Below are 23915 nucleotides of genomic sequence, written 5' to 3' on the forward strand. Positions count from 1 at the left end.
CAACTCCTCAAAAATCGTACATAAGTAGCCCTTGCAAAAATACCGCGTTGGCGGAGCCTGCTGAAGAAGGAACGTATCGCGGTATTTTTGCAATATGACAAGAGATAGGCTGAAACCCACGCCACATCAAGGTTTCAGCGAGTGTACATAAGTAGGGTCTGCTGAATAACTCTTGTGGTGGGGAGAGGCACTAGGCAATAGGCAATGGTCATTGGTTTCAACCCTCTGTCGAGTGAAAATTCGGCGCTGATGTTGGCAAAAATTCCAGGATGCAAGAGAGTGGTAGTGTAAAAACCTTGCACTTGTTGGGTCAAAAAATGGCTTGAAACCCCTATCTAGTCTACCTTACACACTTATGCAGCAAGCCCTAACTATTGTGGTGAGGGGAGAGAACAGGGAACGGTTTTCCGATGACTTCAAGTGACTTTAAGCCCTACCTAAATTATTGGGCATGATTAAGGTTAACGCTAAAACTTCATTAGACTGTGTATTAAGTCGGTGGGGACAATTAAAATTAACGATTGATGTTGGGTGATATAAAAGAAAATGCAACAGTAATGTTCGAGAATTTTTAATGTTTTTTAGTACAGCGTACAGGATTAGTACAGGTATATTCAGGTAGTTGTTTGGCTGTTATTTTTATTTTAAAACAAAATAAAAAACAGCAAAATTAAATATTTTTGAGTTTTAGTATTGACATTTTGGCTTTTTAATAAGCTACAATTAAACCAGCTATTTATATAGCTAGTGTACCATAAAATGCCTAATAGTATAAATAGAGCCAATCTAGTGCATTCGAGAAAAGCTAATTTTAAATTTTCCGTAGAAAAATTCATCCGTTTTTTGAGGGTGATGACTAACTATAATGTCAAAAATAGTGAGACCAATTATAAACCAAAATGCTTGCCCCTTTATCTGTTCGTTCAACTCATTGGCCTATAACAAAACATGATGTTGTCTTTACCACGGAGGAACTGCTAAAACGCATTCAAACTTGTGCAAGTCAGCAATTTACAGGTCAGTTGGATTTCAACATAACTAATCCCCAACAACAGCAATGGAAGCTATTCTTTAGTGTCGGCAGTTTGATTGGTTGTCACAGTAAGGTACATCCTGTACGTCGTTGGTTTCGTCAGCTATCATTGCATTGTCCTTCGGTGGCTGTTAATGCTGTGGCGCAAAAAGGAGGGCTAATTCAATATCAAGATTATGAATCATTAGCCATACAAGTGAAACAAGGACAAATCCCTCTGGGACAAATGGCAGCACTGGTTGAAGGTCATACCAGCGAGGTTCTTTTTGATATTATCCAAGCTGGCGAACAACAAAACTATCATTCTGGGATTTATCTAAGCTACCGAGTTATTCCTCAAGATTCCATCGATTTAGGGTGGGTTGTGGTAAGAGCGGAGCGCGTTTGGCAGCAAGTTTTTCAGGATTGGCAAGCTTGGCAAAAAGCGGGTTTAGCTGACATTTCACCGAATCTTGCCCCCAAAATTTTGCAGGCAGATCAGTTACGCCAGCAGACATCCCCCTCTGCTTATCGCAATCTAACAGCGTTTGCGGACGGGAAACAAACGCTTCGGGATTTAGCGGTTAAGTTAAAACAAAGTCCTCTGCCCTTAACTCACTCGATTGCCCCTTATATTCAGAAAAATTTAATTGGATTAATTGAAGTTGAGGACTTTAAGAGTTCTATTTTACCTCGCCAAGTTGTTGAGGATAAATCTAATGAAAATGGCAAACTTACATCACGAAAGTCTTCTCGCCCGTCATCCTCCTCTAAATCAGCAAATGCGGTAATTGCTTACATTGATGATAGTCGAATTGACACTCAAATGATGGGTTATATTTTAGAGGAAGCGGGTTACAAGTTTGTCTCAATCCAGGATTCAGTGCAAGCCCTTGTTAAGCTTCTAGAAAACAAGCCGGATCTGATCTTCCTGGATTTGGTGATGCCTGTCGCCAATGGTTATGAAATTTGTTCTCAAATTCGTCGTGTTTCGATTTTTCAGAATATTCCCGTGATTATTCTGACCGGAAACGATGGCATTGTAGACCGGGTGCGTGCCAAGATGGTCGGGGCTTCTGGGTTTTTGCCAAAGCCGATTACTCAACAAAAAGTGCTGAGTACTTTGCAGAAGTATTTACCGACCAAATCGATATCGATGAGTAATTAAATAGTGTTCAGTATTTATGACTGAACAAAAAACTGCAAAGGTTGTGTATCGCAAACATTGGATTAACTATGACAACTGTTCTTTTAGTGGAAGATAGTGTAACCGAAACCCAGGTGCTAACTCGTTATTTAAGACAAGCCGGATTTAACGTGATTAGTGTGACAAGTGGAGAGGAAGCGCATAGAAAACTTCAAGCTCAAAAACCTGATTTAGTGATTCTCGATGTTATTTTACCGGGTCAAAGTGGCTTTGAACTTTGCCGCGAGATTAAAACCAACATCGACACGAAAAAAATTCCTGTGGTCATTTGTTCGACCAAAGGAACGGAAGCTGACAAATTATGGGGGTCAATGCTGGGTGCTGATGCCTATATGTCTAAACCCGTAGACCAACAGGAATTAATGAAAATCATTAATAAATTTACGTTGGTTTAGCTGTTCCCTGTGACACACCGAGCGAAGCCGAGGTGTTCCCTGTTCCCTGTTCCCTGTTCCCTAAAATATGACAAATTCACTTGACTCAATCCTATTAACCACGAGTCTTGATTCACTCACCCTTAAACCTTTACCTCCGGAAACACAGCGACGGTTACTTCGCTTTCCTCTGAGTCACCAAGATAGTGCCTTATTGCCCTTGGAACAAATTGGGGAAGTGCTACGGGTAAATGTAAGAGACATTCTGCCTGTTCCGGAAATGCCCGGTTGTGTTTTAGGGATCTGCAACTGGCGTGGCGATATGCTTTGGCTGGTTGATCTGAGCCAGTTGCTGGGCTATTTATCGTTAGACCAACAAGGGCAATTGGCTGATGTTTTGGTGGTTTTAGTGGTGCAGGTGAATGAGCAATCGATCGGACTGGTTGTTTCCCAAGTTAATGACATCGAATACCACAATTTGCAACATTTGCAGCCTGCTGTTCCGGGTGTATTTCCACCTAAACTGTTGCCGTTTATTCTGGGTTCCCTCCCTGAAGATCAGGGCATCGTTTTGAATGTTAATGCCATTAGCCACTATCCCCTGTGGCAAAGGCATCGTGAGTGAAAAATGAAGAAGATGAGGGAGATAGGGGCGATGAGGGCGGGTTTTGCACAAACGTTACCATCAATAGCGATAAAAAAGTTTCTAAACCCGCCCCTACAAACCATGTCCGACTAGGGAATAAAGGGTCAAAACTCTACTTTCTCTATCTTCCTCACTTTCCCCATTTTTTCCGATCGCAGATCGCAGATCTATTAGGACTAGACACATCGAATTATGCAAGAACTCGAACAATCCAAACAAGTACTCAACCCTGATGCGGAGAACGATTCCGCTCATAAAATTAGTAATGGCGATCGCGTGACAGATGAATCTCAGCCAGAGATGGGTGTCAATATCGAAACCTATTTTCAGGAACAACGCCAGTGGCTGTTAGCGGTTGCTCAACGGATGCGTCGTGCGTCTACGATTGAAACCGTTGATACGCTGCTGGAAACCACTGTGGCTGAAGTGCGAGAGCATTTCCAAGTGGATCGCGTCCTGATTTATCAATTTAAGACGGAAACCGAGGGCGTGGTTCGTGCCGAATCCCTGGTTGCGGGGTATACTCCCTGTGTGGGTGAATCCTTACCCGCCTTAACCTTTGGCGCCAACAGTCAAATCGAATATCAGCAGCAACAGGTTGTGACGCTGAGTCATCTGTATCAAGGTGTAACCAGTCCCTATCAACTGCAACTGCTGAAACGGTTTCAAGTTAAAGCCAGCTTAAGTTTACCGATTCTGTTCAGTAAACAAGTCTGGGGGTTACTAATTGTTCAGCAATGTTCCGGAACCCGCACTTGGCAAGACTCCGAGATTAACCTGCTGTATCAGGTGACAACGGAACTGGCTCTTAACTTGCAACCGGGAGAACTATTTAGCCAACTCCGCCGCCAAAACAAAAATACCAAAATTGTCGGTCAAGTCGCGGCGAAAATCCTCAAGAACATATTGCGATCGCTAAATATTCCCCAAGTCTTTAGCAGCGCTACACGGGAGATCCGTCAGCAACTCCAGTGCGATCGCGTGGCGGTGTATCGGTTTAATCCAGATTGGAGTGGGGAATTTATCGCCGAATCCGTTGCTCCTGGCTGGGTTCCCTTAGTTGGTCCGGATATCCAAACAGTTTGGGAGGATACCTATCTCCAAGAAACCCGAGGCGGACGTTATCGCTACGAAGAAACCAATGGCGTGAATGATATTTACGCCGCTGGGTTAACCGACTGTCACATCGATCTGTTGGAACAATTTGAGGCAAAAGCGTATGCGATCGCGCCCATTTTTGAAGGAGATAAACTCTGGGGATTACTCGCCGCCTTCCAAAACTCAGGTCCGCGTCAATGGGACACTTCAGAACTGAATATACTGGCATTAGTCGGACGTCAGTTTGGTGTGGCGCTTCAGCAAGCCGAATATTTGAACAGTTTACAAACGCGAACTGGACAATTAGCAAAAGCGGCGGAACGGGAACGCACCATCGCCCGGGTGATTGAGAAAATTCGTCAAACTACAGACTTAGAGACGATTTTCCAAACCACCACCAAAGAAGTGCGTAAACTCCTGAATATTGAGCGCGTCACCATTTATAAATTCCGCGACGATTACTTCGGTGATTTTGTCAGTGAATCCCAAAGCGGAGGATTTCCTCCAGTCGTGGGCAGTGGTTGGGAAGATCCCTATCTCAACGAACATCGAGGCGGACGGTTTCTCGATAATGAAGCCTTGGTGGTCGATGATATTTATACCGCCAATCTCACCGATTGTCATGTCGAAGCGTTAGAAAACTATGGCGTTAAATCCTGCGCCATTGTCTCGATTTTCCAAGGGCAAAAGCTGTGGGGATTACTCAGTGCTTTTCAAAACACCAGTACCCGCCATTGGGAAGAAGGCGAAGTCCAATTACTCAAACAAATTGCCAACCAACTCGGTGTCGCCCTACAACAAGCCGAATATGTGCATCAGATTCAGGTGCAATCTGAACAACAGGCGAAAGAGGCGGAACGCGAACGGGCGTTAGCCAAAGTCGTGGATAAGATTCGTCAACCCTTCAACATTGACAAGGTGTTTGAAACCACCACTCAGGAAGTGCGGCGACTGCTAAATGCAGAACGGGTGACGATTTATAAGTTCCGGGAGGACTATTTCGGTGACTTTATCTGTGAATCCGAGTCGGGCGGATTTCCTAAATTAGTCGGGAGTGGTTGGGAAGATCCCTATCTCAACGAACACCACGGGGGATGCTTCCGGGACAATGAACCGTTTGTGGTAGACGATGTTCACGATGGTACGCTGACGGATTGTCATGTTGAGGCGTTAGACTACTATGGCGTCAAATCCTGCGCGGTGGTGTCTATCTTCCAAGAAGACAAACTCTGGGGATTACTCAGTGCCTTTCAAAACACAGGGACACGCCACTGGGAAGACGGTGAAGTGCGCTTGCTCAAACAAGTGGCGTCTCAACTGGGCGTGGCGTTGCAACAAGCCGATTATTTGCAGCAATTACAAACCCAATCCCAGCAACTGCTGAAAACCGCCGACTTGGAACGAGTCACGGCTCAAATTATCAGCAAAATTAGCCAATCTCAAGACTTGGATCAGATTTTCCAGACGGCTTGTGGGGAACTACAAACCTTTTTGGGGGCTGATCGCGTGGGGATTTATCGCTTTGATCCCGAATCGGGGTTTGATCAGGGAGAAATGGTGTCTGAACGGGTCGTCGCTGGTTTCCCCTCTTCGATGTCGATCAAAGTTGATGACCATTGCTTTGGCGAAAAACATGCGGAAAATTATCGTAAGGGACGGGTTTGGGCAGTTGCCGATATCCATCACGCCAATTTAGCGCCCTGTTATATTGATACCCTCTCCAAATTCCAAGTGCGCGGGAATTTGGTCGCCCCTGTTATGCAAGGGATCGAATTGTGGGGATTACTCTGTATTCACCAGTGCAGTGGTCCACGCAAGTGGAGAAACCAAGAAGTGGAATTTGTCAAGCAGGTGGCGTATCAATTGTCTATCGCCCTAAAACAATCCCAGTACCTGCACCAGTTACAAGACCAATCCACGCAGCTCGCGACGATTGCCCAAACTCAGGAAACGGTATCCAGTGTTCTGACTAAGTTGAGCTATGGCGAGGATATCGCCACCATCTACAACATATCCACTCGTGAACTGCGGAAACTACTCAAGTGCGATCGCACGGCGGTGTACCAATTTGAACCGGATTGGAGTGGTGTGTTTGTGGCGGAGTCAGTGGCTACGGGTTGGACGCCGTTAGTGGGTCCGGATATCCGCACCGTCTGGGAAGACACCTATTTACAAGAAACTCAAGGGGGTCGTTATCGCGATCGGGAAAGCTTTGCCGTGGATGATATCCATACCGTGGGTCACTCCGATTGTCACGTTGAAATTTTAGAACAGTTTGAGGTCAAAGCTTACGCCCTCGCCCCGATTTTCGTGGCTGATGAGTTATGGGGAATCCTCTGTGCTTATCAAAATAGTGGATCTCGCCATTGGACAAGTACCGAAATCACTGCATTGACCCAACTCGCTCAAGGCGTAGGAACGGCATTACAACGCCTCTACTACTTGGAACAGGTGCAACAGCAGTCAGATCAATTCGCCCAGTTAGCGAAACGGGAAAGTAACTTTATCAACCTGCTGTATAAAACCGGACAACGGATTGCTGAACGCTTGCAGAAAGGAACCTTAAACCCAGAGGTTCTCCTACAGGCGACGAGTCAGGAACTGCGACTGCTGCTGAATGCGGATCGGGTGTCGGTTTATCGCTTTAATTCCGATTGGAGTGGGGAATTTGTGCTTGAAGATGTCGGGGGTTCCTACGTCAAGGTTGTCGGTTCCCAACTGGCAAAGGTGAGTGATCCGGTGTTGCAACAAAGTGAGGGTGGTGTTTATCGCCAAAATCAGACCAGTGCGGTTAACGATATCACTCAAGCCACGGAGTTGACATTTACTCGTGAACTGTTGCAGCAGTGGGGAGCGAAGGCTTACATCATCGCCCCCCTATTCCAAGGGGAACAACTGTGGGGATTGCTGGGGGTGTATCAAAACAGTGAACCCCGCACCTGGGAAGAGGGCGAGGTTAAACTTTTGGCGCAGATGGCAACTCAGTTAGGGATTGCTCTCCAGCAAGCGCAATCCTTGGAACAAGTTCAGGAACAGTCCCAGCAATTGATGGCGGCGGCGCAACGGGAGAAAGCGGCGAAGGAAGAATTACAACAGGGGGTGATTCAACTGCTAATGGCGGTACGTCCGGCGTTACAAGGGGATCTGACGGTACGAGCGCCGATTACCGAAGATGAAGTGGGAACGGTGGCGGATGCCTATAACAATACCCTGCAAAGTCTGCGGGCGATTATACAACAGGTGCAGCAATCCTCTCGCCAAGTAGCACAAACCTCCCAAGCCAGTGAAACCGCGATCGCAGGATTAGCCCAACAAGCCCAACGTCAGTTCCAGGCGCTGGAAAACACCTTGGAACAGATTCAGATGATGGTGAATACCACTGAAGCGGTGGGGGCTAGCGCTCAACAGGTGGAAGAAGCGGTGCAACGCGCTAACCAAACGGTTCAAGCCGGGGATGAGGCGATGAACCGCACGGTGGATGGGATTATGGATATCCGGGAAACCGTGGCGGAAACCAGTAAGCGGCTGAAGCGTTTGAGTGAATCGACGCAGAAGGTATCGCGAGTGGTGAATTTGATTAGTAACTTTACGACTCAAACCCAGTTGTTGGCGTTAAATGCGTCAATTGAAGCCACCCGCGCTGGTGAATATGGACGAGGGTTCGTCGTGGTTGCGGATGAAGTCCGTTCTCTGGCGCGTCAATCGGCGGAAGCGACGACGGAGATTGCCCAATTGGTGCAGGAAATCCAGATGGGTACGGCTGAGGTGTCATCGGTTATGGAAACGGGAATTCAGCAGGTTGCATCGGGTACAAACCAAGTCAACGAAGCGCGGGAGTATTTGTATGCGATCGTGGAAGCTACGAGTCAGATTAGTCAGGTGGTAGCGGGAATTACCCAAGCGACTCAAGTTCAGAGTCAGGAGTTGCAGTCGGTTACCCGAACCATGACTCAGGTGGCGACGATTGCTAACCAAACGGTGGAGAATTCGACGGAGATGTCGTCATCGTTCCAAGGTTTGTTGACGATGGCGCAAAATCTGCAAATGAGTGCGGATCAGTTCAAGGTTGAATAGTCTGTCATTTGTCCTTTGTCATTGGTCATTTGTCCTTTGTCATTGACGTTGTAGGGGCGGGTTTGACGATTATCGTTTTTTATCTTACCTAGGTGTGAGTAAACCCGCCTCTAAACCCAACCCTACTCGCTGAAGTGTTTATCCATCCTGCTTTTAGCCCATTTCTTTTTGTCACAGATAGGGTCAAAAATAGGAGTTTGTCTCTGGGGGACCAGCCCCCCAGACCCCCCGATGGGGGACGAGCGCCTCCCCCATACCCCCCGCGCAACGCTTCGCTTGACTATATCTCATCGGGTGGTCTTCATCTGTAAATAAGGATATCAATAAGGTTTCATCTTTGGAGATACTAATGTCGCTCAAAGCCTGATTTTAAAAGGTTTTAGATGCCTTGTCATTCCTTCAGTCCACCCCTACAAACCAGAATTATTGAGCCTAGCGTTGGGTCAACACTCAACACTTAGTCAGGGCGGGTTTTGTACCAAGGTTACTATCAATCGCCAACAGAAAGTCCCTAAACCCGCCCCTACATCCTTCACAATCCAACAGTTTTCCTATGAATGATCCAAATATTCGTGAACAAAGCTACCACTATTTTCTGGAAGAAGCGCCAGAACTTATGGGTATTATCGAACAAGAATTACTCGATCTACGGGCTAATTTTAGTGTTAATAAAGTTCATCACTTAATGCGAACCACTCACACCCTAAAAGGGGCGGCGGCGAGTGTGGAGTTGGAAACGATTAAAACAGTGGCTCACTCGTTGGAGGATATCTTTAAAACTCTGTTTAATCCCGATGTGGTGATTGATGCGGAGGTGGAGGCGTTACTGTTTGAAGGCTATGAATGTCTGCGGCTACCCCTGACGGCGGAAGTGATGGGGGGAAAGATTAATGAGGCGGAAGTTCTCGATCGCACGGCGGCGGTGTTTGCGAAGTTGCAGGAAAAGCTGGGTGATTGTTTTGACCAACAAGCGAATATTCCGAGTTCGTTGGAGTTGGGATTTGATGTCACCCAATCTATTTTTGAAGTGGGGGTGAGTCAGCGGTTAGACCAAATTACTGAGGCTTTGGCGAGTAATGATCCGTCAGTGATGGCGGATACCTTGCGATCGCAGGCGGAGGTGTTGCTGGGTGTGGCGGAATCGATGAATTTACCGGGGTTTGCGGCAATTGCTAGTAGTGCGATCGCGGCGTTGGAGAATTATCCGGATCAGGCGGAAATGATTACTCAGATCGCCCTAGCTGACTTCCAGGCGGGACAAAAGGCGGTGCTGAATGGCGATCGCACTCAAGGGGGTCAACCCTCGCAATCGCTGCAAGAATTGGCGGGTGTGGTAGATGGTGATCTAGAGGATGCTGCGCCAGCCGCCGCGCCAGAGAATGTCTGGGAAGCGGATCTGAGTGATTCAGAGGTTAATGAAGAGTTGGCGGCGTCTGATGCATACGCGGCGGATTCAGCTTACCCCAATGAGGAGTTTTCGCAACCTCCGATCACTGATTCGGCAGATTTTCAACTGGATGCGACGGATTTGACGCCTTTACTGGATATCGATATCAATGAGTATGAGGATTATAGTGTATCCGAACCGGAGACAGAAGGGGTTGAGGAACCCGATTCGGCTGACTTATTGGATAGTGTTTGGGGAAATATCTCGGTTTCCGAATCAACAACGGAGGAGGATGTTCCGGTAGAATCTGAATCGGAATCCGAAGAAGTGTTTCCCGTCTTCAAAACTCCAGCCAATAATTTTCAGGACTCAATCCCAGAATCTGTACCGACTCCTCCAGTAGAGGCGGAAGAACCCTTAATGGATTATGTTTTACCTTCGGCACGGGTACAACAAGAATCGGTTCCGGAAACGCAGCCACAAACGGTGCGGGTGAATATTGATCATTTAGAACATTTGAATTATGCCGTTGGGGAACTCTTAACCTACCAAAATCGCCAATCTCTCCAGGATGAGCAATTGCAATCAGCGGTGCGTTTGGTATTAACTCGGCTGCAACAGCATCAACAACTCTTGGATGAATTGCAAGATTGGCATGACCGTCAATTGCATCGATCGCAACAAAAACGGATGAATCTCAGGGGAAGAAAACGCCGAGAAGCGATTCAAGAAAAGCCGTCATTGGCTTGGCAAAATCCCCAGACAACAATCCCCAATTACTTTGACCCGTTAGAACTGGATAGTTATAACGAACCGCAGCTTTTAATCCAGTCGCTGATGGATGATACCGCCCAACTGACGGAAGCAACGGAGTCGATTGAAGTTTTTGCCAGTCAATTTAATCAAACCTTTGACAAACAACGGCGACTGTTAACCAGTATCCGGGATACCTTGATGGAGGCGCGACTGTTACCGTTAGGCACTTTATTTAGACGGTTTCCGCGAGTGTTACAACAGTTAGAAGTCACCCACAATAAATCTGTGGAACTCTACATGGATGGAACAGAAGTATTAGTGGATAAAGTGGTGGTGCAGAAACTTTATGACCCCTTACTGCACCTGATCCGAAATGCCTTTGATCATGGGATTGAGTCGCCAGAGGTTCGCCAAGAATCCGGCAAAACTCGTCAGGGTACTATTGCCATTGATGCCTATCACCAGAATCGATATTTGGTGATTGAAGTTCGGGATGATGGGCAAGGGTTAAACTTTGAGAAGATTCGCCAACGGGCGGTAGAACAGCGCTTAATTGACGCCGAACAAGCCAGACGATTGTCACCCGCTGAACTGGCTGAGTTTCTGTTTGAACCCGGTTTTTCCACCGCTTCCGGGTTAAGTGATTTATCCGGGCGGGGAATTGGTATGGATGTGGTGCGTTCTCAGGTGGAATCCCTGCAAGGGTCAGTGACGGTATATTCTCAACCCTATCATGGAACGACGTTTCGGCTGCAAATCCCCCTAAATCTGACCATCGCCAAGCTACTGTTGATGGAGGCGGGAGGTCAAACTTATGCTTTACTCTCAGATGCGATCGAACAAATCATTATCCCGTCACCGGAACGACTGCGCTGCTGGGATGAGGGGAAAGTGCTGCGATGGGGTACTGGCAAGGATGAGCAACTAATTCCGATTTTTTCGTTGGCAGAGGTGTTAGATTACCATATTCCTCAACCGAAAACCTTAGTGTTATCCTCTCAACGCCCGTTAGTTGAGCAAACTGCGAAAATGTCGGTGATTTTGATCCGGTGTCAGAATCGGCTATTAGGCTTGGAAGTCAACCAGCTTGTCGGGGAACAGGAATTAGTGATTCGTCCCTTGGGATCGATGATTGCACCTCCAGATTACGTGTATGGCGGCTGTATTCTGGCAGATGGTGGGTTAGCCCTGGTGCTAGATGGGACCACATTAATGCAGTCGATTGCCGATCAGCAGACGGCAAAATCCCCGCCAGAGTTTACCTCTGATTTTCAATCCTCAATGGTGGCTTTAACGGGTTCCACCTCCGTTGCATCCGATCGCAACCAGCGACAATTATCTCCCTCCCGCCCAGCCGCGTTACCTGCTGCACCTGAACCACCACCCCCTACGCCAACCCCCAGGCGATCGCCCCAACTGGTTCTTATTGTCGATGATTCGATTACCGTGCGCCAAAGCTTAACCTTTACCTTACAAAAGGCGGGCTATCAGATTCTCCAGGCAAAAGATGGGTATGAAGCCATTGAACAACTGCAAAATCATGGAGAGATTCAAGTAGTGATATGCGACATTGAAATGCCGCGCATGAACGGATTTGAGTTTCTCAAATACCGCCAACAGGAGCCAGAACTAGCCAAGATTCCTGTTTTAATTTTGACCTCTCGCAGTAGCGAAAAACACCGTTTAATTGCCACTGAGTTAGGGGCAAATGATTATATCACCAAGCCATTTATCGAACCTCAGTTGTTAGAGACCGTGCAGCAATTCATCAACACTTAGATGGTTATAACGTTCTGATTAATTTCCACCTGGAGAGGGATAAACGTGCTGCTGTATTTTGCATTCTGTCCTTTATCAACCAATAAACTATGACCAGTGACACCCAAAAATATATCGTCTTTAAGATTAGCGACTGTCTAATTTCACTGCCCATGGATAACGTGTTAAAAGTGCTAAACACACCATCCAATGAGAGTGGTTGGAATGCCATGGGATTACTGCAAATTGGAGATTATACAATTCGGATTGTTGATTTACATCAACAGTTAAATCCTGACCATGACACCGATTCAACCAACTTGCAATCCTTTTTAGTCATTACCAACCCCATAGAAGGCGATCTCTTTGGCATTATCGTTGATGAACCGCCCAATTTAATTGAATTAAATCCTGACCTCATTCGTAAGTTACCTAAATATAACCGTCGCTTACCGATGGTAAGTCATGCGGCGATTCTCCAGGAGAATGATAAAAAAACCACAATTTTCATGTTAGATTTATTTGAATTATTTAATCCAGTTGCATAAACTTCGTCATTTGTCCTTTGTCCTTCGTCTTATGTCATTTGTAAGAACCGTAGGGTGCGTTAGGCGTAATCAATTATATTGATCATCCTGTTAATGGGAATGTCGCCGTAACGCACCATTATTCTGGTCAAGGCAAAAAAGGGCTAAATGCCCTTACTACAAACGGCGCGATCGCACTCCTCACGACTGATGAAACAGTTAGCGTAACGCTCGCCCATCTGTTCCTTTTTCGATACGTTGAACAGACGGCGAAGTCCGATCATGTTCTACCTCAATGACAGCTAAAATTCCTTCCTCAACAGGGACAGAACGCCACAGAGGAAAATAGGGTTCAATCTCAAGAAAATTACCGATACGGTCTGTCAACCACTGGTACATTTCCCGTGAGGGTACAATCAGCAAGCCTCCAACTATTGCACGTTGAAGCAGTCCAATTGCAATTTTGTTCAACGCCCGGTGGCTTGAGGATACATTACCTGTTTCCCATTCAACGACGAATTGTCTATCATTAGAGAGTGTTTTAACTGCATCCACTGGACTAGGGCGAGCATTGGTTATGATCTTCATCCGTTTTTCCCGTTGCCAGCCAAACTGCTCATCTAGGACAGTGATACAGCTTTCTTTTATCGGTTTTACACCATTTTTATGTTTCTTGTTTTCCTCACGCAGGATAAACTGATTATTGCCTGGGGGCCAGTGAACTGCACGAATAGCAGCATAAACTTCTTTCAGGACTTGCTCAAATTCCTCTGTGTCTGCAAACTGCCCTTTTCTGATTAGAAACTCAGTCCTGTTTATCTTCATTCAGCAGGTTTTCTACTTCAGCCACTATGGATGTAGCCGACACACCAAGCGCTTCTGCAAGCCTGATAATCGTTGATAGGGTAGGTTGTCTTAGCCCCCCTTCTAGACGAGAAATAAATGTTCGATCAAGCTGACTTCGGAAGGAAAGTTCTTCTTGTGAAAGTCGTTTTGCCTTCCTAAGACGCTGAAGAACCTTCCCAAATGCTTTTTCTGGCGTCACGGTGTATCCTCCAAACTAGAGGGTATCCTGGTTGACGGAACGATGCAGTTGCCTATAGGCTACAAAAACCTAACCTCAGTCGAATGGTACTGACTGGTATGTTGGTGGGTTTCGACTTCGCTCAACCCACTCTACGGTATATCAATGGTTTTGGCGATGCCCTAATGCTTATTGAGCGTGCCATTCAATCTCAGTCTGATTGACATAACGGAGAAAAATTGCTCATGTCTGTCGCTTATCCATTTTTTCAAGCCATCGGGATCAAATTCGATGATTTAGCTGCGATTAAGCAATTAGCGTCTAAAACAGGCATTTCTGTTAAACGACTGAGATACTACGATAAAAATAGAATTCTGCCTTCAGAGACAGACTTAGAGAAAATTTGTTCGGTGACAAATATTCCTCTCCTAAAACTTAAGTTGTTAATGGGTTGTCTGGATCGGAAAACCATTGCCGCCATACAGAATAAGGCTGAAGAAATTTATGAACTTATTAAATCTGATAGTCCATCCTTGCCTGCTGAGACAACGACGCCAAAATTAATGCTCGAAACGGATTATGGACAGTTATATCAGGGAGATTGCCTAGACTTGATGCGCGACATGGAAGCAGAAACTGTTGATTTAGTTTTTGCTGATCCTCCTTTTAATCTCAGTAAACACTATCCTTCAGGAATAGATGATAATTTAAACAAATCGGATTATTTAGAGTGGTGTGAACTTTGGCTCAATGAATGTATTCGCATCTTAAAGCCTGCTGGGAGTTTATTCCTCTGGAATCTGCCTAAGTGGAATAGTCATCTATCTGGATTTCTGAATAACCGCCTGACATTTAGGCACTGGATATCTGTTGATATTAAATACAGATTTCCTATTGCTGGACGATTATATCCTTCCCATTATTCACTCCTTTACTATTGTAAGGGGGAAAAGCCAAAAACCTTTCATCCGGATAGGCTTCCCCTAGAGATATGCTCAAACTGTTACCGGGAGTTGCGCGATTACGGAGGTTATAAACATAAAATGAATCCTAGAGGTGTCAATCTAACCGATGTCTGGTATGATATCCCACCTGTTAGACACAAGCGTTATAAGCAGCGAGAAGGAGCGAATGAACTTTCTATTAAACTGATAGATCGGATTATTGAAATGGCATCTGATCAAGGAGATATTGTTTTTGATCCGTTTGGTGGTGCAGGGACAACTTATGTCGTCGCAGAGATGAAACATCGCCGTTGGCTGGGTATTGAGATTGGTTCCGTCGATGATATTTTAAGCCGTTTCCAGAAACTTGATCAGGAACGTGATTATTTACAACAAATTCGAGAGGATTATAATTGTCTGTTTACCAACAAAACATTGAAGGTAAGGAGGGAGAAGGGACTCTGGACTTCGGAATCGGTTAGAGAAAAAGCACAGATGTGTGGAAAAACACCAGGGAAGCGTAATCAGAAAGCTTTAGCTATTCAAACTGAACTGGATTTCTCAGGACTTAATAATCGGTCAAAGCCTACCTAGATCAGGACAGCATGATTCGGGTCAAGGTAAAGAAGGGCTAAATGCCCTTACTACAAACGGCGCGATCGCACTCACAAAAATGTGATTATTCTTAGCCAAGGGTTAATAATCTTTCTGGAAAATCTACTACAAGTCGTTTAAGTTGGAGCCAATACACACCTAAAAGAATATCTTCCAGTTCATCTCCACCCAAAGCTTCAATGGTGAACGCCTCTCCATCCAAAAGCACAGTCCCTTCGTAAAGATTAAACTGTGCTTCTCCCCATGCTGTTTGCATATCCTTTTGTTCAGTTTTAAGTAGCCAGCCTAAACTCTCTGCATCTTGGTTATTAATTGCCAGCCAACCTGTAAATCCTGTATCCAGAATTGCTTGAATTGGAATACTATCACTATCAACGGCAATTAATTCAATTTCAAAAATCAACTCCCCCTTACTGTTAAATTCGCCTGAAATCATATCCTGCCGCAAGTTCCTGTCTGATTAATACGCATGATGAGACGTTTAGAATTAGGATGGTTTTCACGAGCTTTTTTTCGAGCAACGGTTTCATCTGGGTCAATAAAATAATCTCCGCTTTCTGGCTCTATGACAATAAACCAATCATAGTGATGTTTGATAAGTTCAGGTTTAACTCGGTCAAAAACCACACGACAATTCCGATAAAAGCTTTCATTTTCTGCGCGGCGTTTGGCTTTCTCTTCTGGCGAGAGACGACGTTCGGGAAATACTCGTCCTTTACGGACAACGCGATTAGACGATAACTGACTCATATTGGGTTCTACCTGTCTAAGATGAAAATTAGTGTAATCCTCTTTCTTAGTTTAGTATAGTAAGATTTGAAGATTTGCAATAAGGTTCGTCAAAGCGATCGCATCAAACGAACGCTCCCACGAGTCAGACTCACCAGCGCTAGATCAGGGTACGATAATCAGAGTGCCCCTACCGGATCAATTCGCTCTAAATAGTGGTAAAGGCATCGCACTATTAAAGGAAGAACCGTAGGGTGCGTTAGGCGTAATCACTCATATTTGTTATCCTTCTAATAGAAATGTCGCCGTAACGCACCATGATTCGGGTCAAGGTAAAGAAGGGCTAAAGTTCCCTTACTACAAACGGCGCGATCGCACTGCACGTTCCGAGTTCCGAACTCCAAATGCTGTGTTTTTGGGTCAGGACTTACGCACCTACACCCTATACATGGATTAAGGTGCGTTACGCTTCGCTAACACACCCTACATTTAGAGCCTTGGCGTAATATCATGTCCGGTTGAATACCCATAATTACGGTGATGGGGAGAGGGGGAGATGCGGTGAGGGTGAGTAGGGGCTTGGGTTTTGGAGTCCGTACATTTTTATAGCAACCGCCATAGCGGTTAGGACACATCATTTATGTTCCAGACGCGCCATGGCGCGTCTCTACTATGGGTGAAAAGGTAACAGGGGAATGTCCTAACGTATCCCCATCATCTTGTCACCCCCTAGATAGGGCTTCCTGCCAAATTTCGTAGTTATAGAACTTGCAGTTTTCTTGGATAGCGAGGATGACGCTGAGGGCATTTTTACCAGAATCAGTTGGGATTAAGGTGAGGAGATGGGGGAGGTATTGAGTGATGGCTTCTGTGTTTTTCTTGGCGATTTCACCTAAGGCATCGGTGGCACTCCTATGCACCCAATACTCAGAATCTTCCACCAGTTTTAGCAAGGCAGGAATCGCCGCCTGTGAACCGATTTTACCTAAGGCTTCTGCGGCACTCCTACGCACAGAAGAATCCGAATCTTCCAGCCGTTTTAGCAAACTAGGAATCGCTGTTTCTGAACCAATTTTACCTAACGCATAGGCGGCACTACTACGCACATGATAATCCGAATATTCTACCAGTTTTAGCAATGCAGAAATTGTCCTCTCTGAACCAATTTTACCTAAGGCATCGGCGGCACTACTACGCACACCAGAATCCGAATCTTTTATCAGTTTAAATAACGCAAAAATTACCTTCTCTGAACCAATTTTACCTAAGGCTTTAGCTGCACTTCTACGCACATCAGAATCCGAATCTTCCACCAGTTTTAGCAATGCACAAATTGCCCTCTTTGAACCGATTTTACCTAAGGCATCGGCGGCTCTCCTACGCACAGAATAGTTAGAATCTTCTACCAGTTTGAGCAAGGCAGTAATCGCTGTCTGTGAACTGATATTACCTAAGGCTTTAGCGGCGCTCCAACGCACAGAATAGTTAGAATCTTCCACCAGTTTGAGTAAGACAGTAATTGCTGTCTGTGAACTGATATTACCTAAGGATTCAGCCGCACTACTACGCACAGAGCAATCCGAATCTTCTACCAGTTTGAGTAAGACAGTAGTCGCCCTCTCAGAACCGATTTTAACTAAGGAATTTGTGGCACTACTACGCACAAAAGAGTCAGGATGTTTTACTAGTTTGAGTAAGGTGGGAATTACCCTCTCTGAATCGATTTTAACTAACGCATAGGCGGCACTCTTACGCACATTACAATCCGAATCTTTTACCAGTTTTAGCAATGCAGAAATTGCCCTCTCGGAACCAATTTTACCCAAGGAAATTGTAGCCATCCAACGCACATAATAGTCAGAGTCTTTTGCTAGTTCAAGAAAGGCAGAAATAGCTGTCTGTGAACTGATATTACTCAAGGCTTCAGCGGCTCTATAACGTACAGAAGAGTCAGAATGTTTTACCAGTTTGAGTAAAACAGTAATCGCTCTCTCAGAACCAATTTTTCCTAAGGCATCGGTGGCACTACTACGCACAGAGCAATCCGAATCTTTCACCAGTTTGAGTAAGACAGTAATCGCCCTCTTGGAACCGATATAACCTAACGCATTGGCGGCATTGCAACGTACACCATAATCCGAATCTTCCACCAGTTTAAGCAAGGCAGAAATTGCCCTCTCGGAACCGATATAACCTAACGCATCGGCGGCTCTCCTCCGCACATAAGTATGAGAATCTTCCACCAGTTTGAGCAAGGCAGGAATCGCCCTCTCGGAACCGATATAACCTAACGCATTGGCGGCACTACAACGCACACGATAATCCGAATCTTCCACCAGTTTAAGCAAACCGGGAATGGCACTATCCGATCGCGTCTCCTCCAAATACTGAATCTTTAACCAAGCGGGTACATCCAACGCCTCCACATACCCAACTGTCTGTTCCTGAAACTCTGGCTTTACCTCCCCTGCTAACCGCGCTCCTAACCGCCAATCCACTTCTAGTGCCAATTGCACCACCTGCACCGCTCGCCTATCCTCCACCAGCGCCAACATCAACGCGATTGGCTCTGTCCACTTCAGATAGTTGAGATACTCCCGCTTCAGCACCTTATCACTCAACATTGGCAACCGTGCCAACAATGCCTCTGCTGCGTAATATTCCTGAATCAGTTGATGGCGAAACTCTAACTCTTCATTACCTGTTCCCGCCTGAATTAGATGATACTTCTGCAAATCCCGCAGACATTTGCGGGCAAAATCCTCGCCATACGCCACTTTGCCATGGAGAAATTGCGCGATCGCCTGTACTGCTTCTTCCCGTGGAATCCCTACCCGTAGTTCCGTCGGTGTCTCCCCCTGCATCATTACCCACGCCAACTGTTGCAGCACCGATTTCCACCAGTCGCGATCGCTCTCAATCACGACATCCTGTTTTAGGTTGCGCTCATACCCCTGAGTAAATAACCGGAACACCAACCCCAAATTCTCTGGAATTTCGTTTGTCTGCTGAAACAAGCTACACAGCATCCACAGCAGTAACGGGGTTTGTCCAAACTCTCGTAAGCGATCACCCAGTTGGCGCAGCATTTCCTCCGCTTGTTCTGGCAAGTATGCACGGATAAACGCCTGCATTTGCGCTTCCGTGAGTGGCTGCATTTCCAGCTTTTTCTCAATCCCCAGATCTCCCCCCAGGCTCAAATCCCGTGTGGTGAAGATCATCGGCACTTTGGGATGATTGCGCCGAAAATCAGAAAGCTGCGATCGTGCTTCTTCTGAGGGTAACTCATTCACCCCATCAAAGAGGATGAGGGAGCGAGACAACAGGGTTTCCAGTTGTGCCTCCCTTAAGGGGAGTTCATTTCGAGTAAAGGCATTGAGAATTAATTGGGTGATTGAACCTTGCCAGTAACGCAGTTCCACCAATACTGGAATCCTCCTAAGCTCCCCTCTCCCGTGCAACAAAAGCTCATCCGCCAGGGGTTCAAACCCCTGGCTCATAGCTAAAGTCCTCTGAAGAGGACTAATAATTGGTGGTTGAGTCGTCTTTAGACGACTTGGGCTATTAGGCAGGGACTTAAGTCCCTGACGGGCTTCGGGACAATGAATCAGCCCTGGGGAATGAGGGGGGTTGGCAGAGGGGCTGGAGTTTAGGACAGTTGTCGCCTCTTCCAACAGTAACCGTGCTAACGCCGTAGACTTTCCCGATCCGGGACGCCCGACTAACAAAACCTGCTCTTGGGCATACTTACGCAGCCCTTCCAGCACAGAAAATCGCTCAACCTTCTCTTTCTGTCGCTGTTCTCGCTCTTTCTCTTCCTGTCGCTGTTCTGGCTCCTCCTTTTCCACCATCTGCACCATCAACCCGAAGTCAAAAATCGGGGTCACATCTTCAGACTGCCGTTGTTTGCTTTCGGCATCGGTTAAGGTGTAAAGCTGCCACCACTTCTCATACTTGGTAGTAATTGCCGTTAAATAGGGCTGAAAATCAATGTCAGCCTGCTTTCCAACCAAATCCCGCCAGCGCCGATCGCGTTGATGAAACTGCTGCTGCAACTCTCGCAGTTGGGGGAACTGCTGCAAAATCGCCGTCGTTGGTACAGCACCACCCCCCAAATCAAACGAGCGATCGCGGGTAAACTTGACAATCCCACAAACCTTACCCGTTCGCTGATTCAGCAACGGTGCGCCACTCATCCCTGGACGCACCTGTCCCAATTTAAACTTAATTAATCCTGGCTCATCCCCGGTTAAACCTTCACAGTTAAACGTTACCGGACAGCCATTGTCAAACTCTTGATCCGGATAACCAAATAGATGGAGGGGATCGCGGGATTGAATCGCCCCATCCAAATACACACAAGGCGGATAATCATCAGTCGGAAGCGTCACCCGCAACAGCGCTAAATCATAAGGATCAGGGCGCAATTCCTCTACTACCGCCTGGGACCAATTCTCCTGGGTTTGCCAGCGTACCTGAACCGGTTCCCCTTCTGCCTTTTTCACCACATGAGCGCAGGTGAGAATCCATTCTGGAGCCACAAAAAAGCCTGTTCCCCAACCCATGCGACCCGGAAGGGAAAGCTTCACCGTGCATTGTTGCAACAGATTCTCGACCCGACTCATGGTTTACGTTTTCGGCTGGGCTTCCCATTCCAACGTGATTTCCAGATTCGCTTTCCCCGATCCTTTGACAATCACCGCCGTCAATTGTCCCGCCTCGATCGCCATTTCCATACCAAATTTTACCGTCGCCTTCTTCGGTCTGGCTTTTTTCAGGGGGGCGGCGACCATCTGTACTACCCCCTCGATCGCATCAGCGACAGGCTGAAACTGCTTGGCGTCAAAGCTGACATCTTCTCGCCCCGTGGTTGTCACCTCAAATTTCGCGATCGCCCCATTGGGAAGTTCAACGGGAACGGTGTCACTGCGGGATTCGGCAAAGGTCATTTGATTCTCCTCAATGGGAAATGTAAGGGCTAAGGTTCCCTGACTACAAACTTGTTATGCCTATTTTAAGCTCAAGCTGACTTTTCAGGGGATCTAGAAAACCTCTCTCCAAACCTCTCTCCTTGCAGGAGAGAGGCTTTGAATTCTCCCCCTTTCGTGTCACGCGATCGCATTCTAGAATTGCAACAGTAGACTTAAAATAGTCATCACTTGGGTGATATGGCAACTCTGACTCAGATTCGGGTACGAACATCGCCCGATCAAATTCCTCAATGGCAATCAGCAACCTGGGACGATTACGTGGCGTGCTGCGCGGATGCTGAACAGTCCCAGGTTGACCATTTTAGAATCTTTTTTAATCAGGGCTACCTCTTTGTTGACATGGGCTGGGAAGGTATTAATCACGCCAGATTTCGCGAACTCCTGACAATGTTAATTGCCTTCTGGTTTAGTCGTCAGCCAGAACAAACATTCGATTGTTTGGGAGGATGTATTCTCGAAAAACCAAAACAACGGGCGGCGTCTCCCGATCAGGTGGTGTATATTGGCGCAGAGTCTCCTCGTTGGCAAGTGGGAGAACCGCGACGGATTAATTTAAGACAGTGGCGAGTTCCTGATTTAGTCTGTGAAGTGGGAGATACAACTTTAGCAACGGATTTGGATGAAAAAAAGCAAATTTATGCCCGCCTAGAAATTCCCGAATATTGGGTGATTGATGTATCAGCCGCCAGAGTGATAGCATTTTATCTGCAAGCTGATGGTCGATATCAACAAAGTCACGTCTCTAGGGCATTGGATGGGTTAGCGATCGCGTTAGTTGAACAAACTTTTGCCCGTCTTGAACAGGAAACCAACGGCGCGGCGGCTGTTTGGTTTGCCCAGCAGATTGCTAATCTCTAGAACATCCGTTCCATACATGAGTGTGAATCGCTTATAAATACACTTGGATTTATGCAAAAATTAGAAAAGTTACCTATTGCACTCCCAAATGAAAAGATTAATAGGTTTTGCCAGCAGCATCAAATCCGCAAACTATGGTTGTTTGGTTCTGTACTACGGGAAGATTTTTCGCCCGAAAGTGATATTGACATTTTGGTAGAGTTTTTACCTGAAGCTAAAGTAACATACTTTGACCTTGCCCAGATGGAAAGGGAACTCTCGCAAATGTTTAATGGTAGGCAGATTGACCTCCGCACTCCGGCAGAATTAAGTCCCTATTTTCGTCAGGATGTGTTAGAGACGGCGTTAATGCAGTATGTCAAAGATTGATGATCCTACTCGGCTAAAGCACATGAGGGATGCCGCCGTTGAAGCACTGGGTTTTATCGCTGGATGTAATCGCCAGAGTTTGGACAATAACCGTATGTTAGTTTTTGCCCTCGTGAGAGCGATCGAAATTATTGGTGAGGCAGCGGCAAATGTTTCATCGGATTGTCGGAATAAGTATCCACAAATTCCTTGGGTAGATATCATTGGAATGCGGAATCGTCTCGTCCATGCTTATTTTGATATTGACTTGGATATTCTCTGGAATACGGCGACTACTAAGCTGGAACCGTTAATTGAGCAGTTAGACAGTATTATCTCATTGGAGACCTAAATAATAACCAAAATATCAAAGCTCAAGTAAGAATGCAGCTTACTTGGTAAGTCTTTGAACCCGTTTTAACGGGTTTAAGCTTTTAGCCCCAACTTTAGTTGAGGGCTGATACTGGGTTATCACGGGGATAGCGTTCCCCGGATTTGGTAGGGAGCATGTCAAGCTTGCACAAAATGTCCAAGTTAGTTTGCTCTCGTTGGGTTTCGTTCCTCAACCCAACCTACAAAGGTGACTTCCAATTTGCTATAACTAAAGCATGACTCATTTCATCTCAATAGTCCCTTTATTTCTCGCCAAATCTGTGACTGATTAGATTGAACTCTGGGATGAGTTAAAACGCCCTGACTGGGACTAAATAAAAACGCCAGCATGAAAAATCCAAAGGTAACTAATACAATCGCCGGACCCGATGGTAAATTGAAAAAATAGCTCAAATACATCCCACTAATACTGGCAACAACGCCAATTCCTGACCCTAACAGCATCATCTGGTGCAACCTTGTCACCAATAAATAAGCCGTCGCCCCTGGGGTAATTAGCATGGCTAAGACTAAAATCACGCCAACTGCTTTGAGACTGGCGACGATGGTTAAAGCAATTAAAATCATTAAGCCAAAGTTGAGTAAATTTGTCGGTAATCCGGCTGCTTTTGCACCTACGGGGTCAAAGGTATAATACATTAATTCTTTATACAGCAATAAAACAATGGCGAGAACAATGGCGGTAATTATAGCTGTATTGATCACTTCCTCGTTTGTAACACTGAGGATATTGCCAAATAAAAAGTGATTTAGGTCAATCTTATTGTCTTTTTGAATAACTGTAATTAAGGTAATCCCAAGGGCAAAGAATGCGGAAAAGACAATCCCCATCGCCGCATCTTCTTTAATCTGCGATCGCGTCCTAATCCAGGTAATGACAAGGGTACTGACAATACCCGCCAAGAACGCCCCTAGAAAGATATCCACACCCACAATATAAGCGATCGCTAATCCGGGTAATACGGAATGACTGATCGCATCACCGAGTAAGGCGAGGCGTTGTACCATCAGGTAGCTTCCTACCGAGGCGCAGACGATTCCCACCAAGACGGCTGTCATGAGCGATCGCTGCATAAAACTGTATTGCAAGGGTTCAATTAAAAGGTCAAGCATTATTTGTCATTCGTTATTCGTCATTCGTTATTTGTTAAATTCATCAAACGTTAGCCAGGGC

17 protein-coding genes are annotated in these 23915 nt (G+C 46.1%); 10 read left to right on the top strand and 7 right to left on the bottom strand.

The window, feature by feature from the left end:
• The first annotated feature begins 899 nt into the window (after nucleotides 1-899).
• The 6 genes from RID53_RS11215 (at nucleotide 900) to RID53_RS11240 (ending at nucleotide 12860) form a co-directional block, all read left to right on the top strand.
• The gene (locus RID53_RS11215; protein WP_446388181.1) at nucleotides 900-2180 is read left to right on the top strand and encodes a response regulator; all 1281 of its coding nucleotides are present in this window, start codon (nucleotides 900-902) and stop codon (nucleotides 2178-2180) included.
• Nucleotides 2181-2248: 68 nt separating this feature from the next.
• Complete coding sequence (locus RID53_RS11220) at nucleotides 2249-2614, top strand: response regulator transcription factor (protein WP_446388182.1); 366 nt, start codon at nucleotides 2249-2251, stop codon at nucleotides 2612-2614.
• Nucleotides 2615-2681: 67 nt separating this feature from the next.
• On the top strand, nucleotides 2682-3218 hold the full coding sequence (locus RID53_RS11225) for a chemotaxis protein CheW (protein WP_446388183.1): 537 nt from the start codon (nucleotides 2682-2684) through the stop codon (nucleotides 3216-3218).
• 213 nt (nucleotides 3219-3431) lie between these two features.
• The gene (locus RID53_RS11230; protein ID WP_446388184.1) at nucleotides 3432-8411 is read left to right on the top strand and encodes a GAF domain-containing protein; all 4980 of its coding nucleotides are present in this window, start codon (nucleotides 3432-3434) and stop codon (nucleotides 8409-8411) included.
• Between the two features lie 553 nt (nucleotides 8412-8964).
• A complete protein-coding gene (locus RID53_RS11235; RefSeq protein WP_446388185.1) occupies nucleotides 8965-12333 on the top strand; it encodes a response regulator in 3369 nt (1122 codons plus the stop codon).
• Nucleotides 12334-12422: 89 nt separating this feature from the next.
• Entirely contained in the window at nucleotides 12423-12860 is a 438-nt protein-coding gene (locus tag RID53_RS11240) for a chemotaxis protein CheW (RefSeq protein ID WP_446388186.1), read from the top strand.
• Between the two features lie 198 nt (nucleotides 12861-13058).
• On the opposite strand, the gene RID53_RS11245 is transcribed toward RID53_RS11240, so the two are convergent.
• A complete protein-coding gene (locus RID53_RS11245) occupies nucleotides 13059-13664 on the bottom strand; it encodes a restriction endonuclease (RefSeq protein ID WP_446388187.1) in 606 nt (201 codons plus the stop codon).
• A complete protein-coding gene (locus RID53_RS11250; RefSeq protein WP_446388188.1) occupies nucleotides 13645-13884 on the bottom strand; it encodes a helix-turn-helix domain-containing protein in 240 nt (79 codons plus the stop codon). Before RID53_RS11250 ends, RID53_RS11245 begins: the two co-directional genes overlap by 20 nt.
• Before the next feature lie 224 nt (nucleotides 13885-14108).
• On the opposite strand from RID53_RS11250, the gene RID53_RS11255 reads away from it, so the two are divergent.
• On the top strand, nucleotides 14109-15401 hold the full coding sequence (locus RID53_RS11255; RefSeq protein ID WP_446388189.1) for a DNA methyltransferase: 1293 nt from the start codon (nucleotides 14109-14111) through the stop codon (nucleotides 15399-15401).
• Between the two features lie 91 nt (nucleotides 15402-15492).
• Here the strand turns inward: RID53_RS11255 and RID53_RS11260 are convergent, their stop codons facing one another.
• From RID53_RS11260 to RID53_RS11275, 4 genes are all read right to left on the bottom strand, one after another.
• Complete coding sequence (locus tag RID53_RS11260) at nucleotides 15493-15858, bottom strand: aspartyl protease (protein WP_446373961.1); 366 nt, start codon at nucleotides 15856-15858, stop codon at nucleotides 15493-15495.
• Nucleotides 15855-16172 (bottom strand): hypothetical protein, encoded by a 318-nt coding sequence (locus tag RID53_RS11265; RefSeq protein ID WP_446388190.1) that lies wholly within the window; start codon nucleotides 16170-16172, stop codon nucleotides 15855-15857. The genes RID53_RS11260 and RID53_RS11265 overlap by 4 nt, the downstream gene beginning before the upstream one ends.
• 701 nt (nucleotides 16173-16873) lie before the next feature.
• Nucleotides 16874-20776, bottom strand: coding sequence for a HEAT repeat domain-containing protein (locus tag RID53_RS11270; RefSeq protein ID WP_446388191.1), 3903 nt, complete (start codon nucleotides 20774-20776; stop codon nucleotides 16874-16876).
• A gap of 3 nt (nucleotides 20777-20779) precedes the next feature.
• Nucleotides 20780-21100: a CU044_2847 family protein gene (locus RID53_RS11275; protein WP_446388192.1), complete on the bottom strand. Its 321-nt coding sequence runs from the start codon at nucleotides 21098-21100 to the stop codon at nucleotides 20780-20782.
• A gap of 219 nt (nucleotides 21101-21319) precedes the next feature.
• On the opposite strand from RID53_RS11275, the gene RID53_RS11280 reads away from it, so the two are divergent.
• From RID53_RS11280 to RID53_RS11290, 3 genes are read left to right on the top strand one after another with little or no spacing between them, the layout of a single operon-like run.
• Nucleotides 21320-22000 carry a Uma2 family endonuclease gene (locus RID53_RS11280; protein WP_446388193.1) on the top strand — a complete coding sequence of 227 codons (681 nt, stop codon included), beginning with the start codon at nucleotides 21320-21322 and terminating at the stop codon, nucleotides 21998-22000.
• A gap of 51 nt (nucleotides 22001-22051) precedes the next feature.
• The gene (locus RID53_RS11285) at nucleotides 22052-22369 is read left to right on the top strand and encodes a nucleotidyltransferase family protein (protein WP_446388194.1); all 318 of its coding nucleotides are present in this window, start codon (nucleotides 22052-22054) and stop codon (nucleotides 22367-22369) included.
• Complete coding sequence (locus RID53_RS11290) at nucleotides 22356-22700, top strand: HepT-like ribonuclease domain-containing protein (protein WP_446388195.1); 345 nt, start codon at nucleotides 22356-22358, stop codon at nucleotides 22698-22700. Before RID53_RS11285 ends, RID53_RS11290 begins: the two co-directional genes overlap by 14 nt.
• Nucleotides 22701-22966: 266 nt before the next feature.
• On the opposite strand, the gene RID53_RS11295 is transcribed toward RID53_RS11290, so the two are convergent.
• Nucleotides 22967-23854: a metal ABC transporter permease gene (locus RID53_RS11295; RefSeq protein WP_446388196.1), complete on the bottom strand. Its 888-nt coding sequence runs from the start codon at nucleotides 23852-23854 to the stop codon at nucleotides 22967-22969.
• Nucleotides 23855-23915 lie beyond the last annotated feature (61 nt).

It is taken from the genome of Coleofasciculus sp. B1-GNL1-01, assembly GCF_040220235.1.
Lineage (GTDB): Bacteria > Cyanobacteriota > Cyanobacteriia > Cyanobacteriales > Coleofasciculaceae > Coleofasciculus.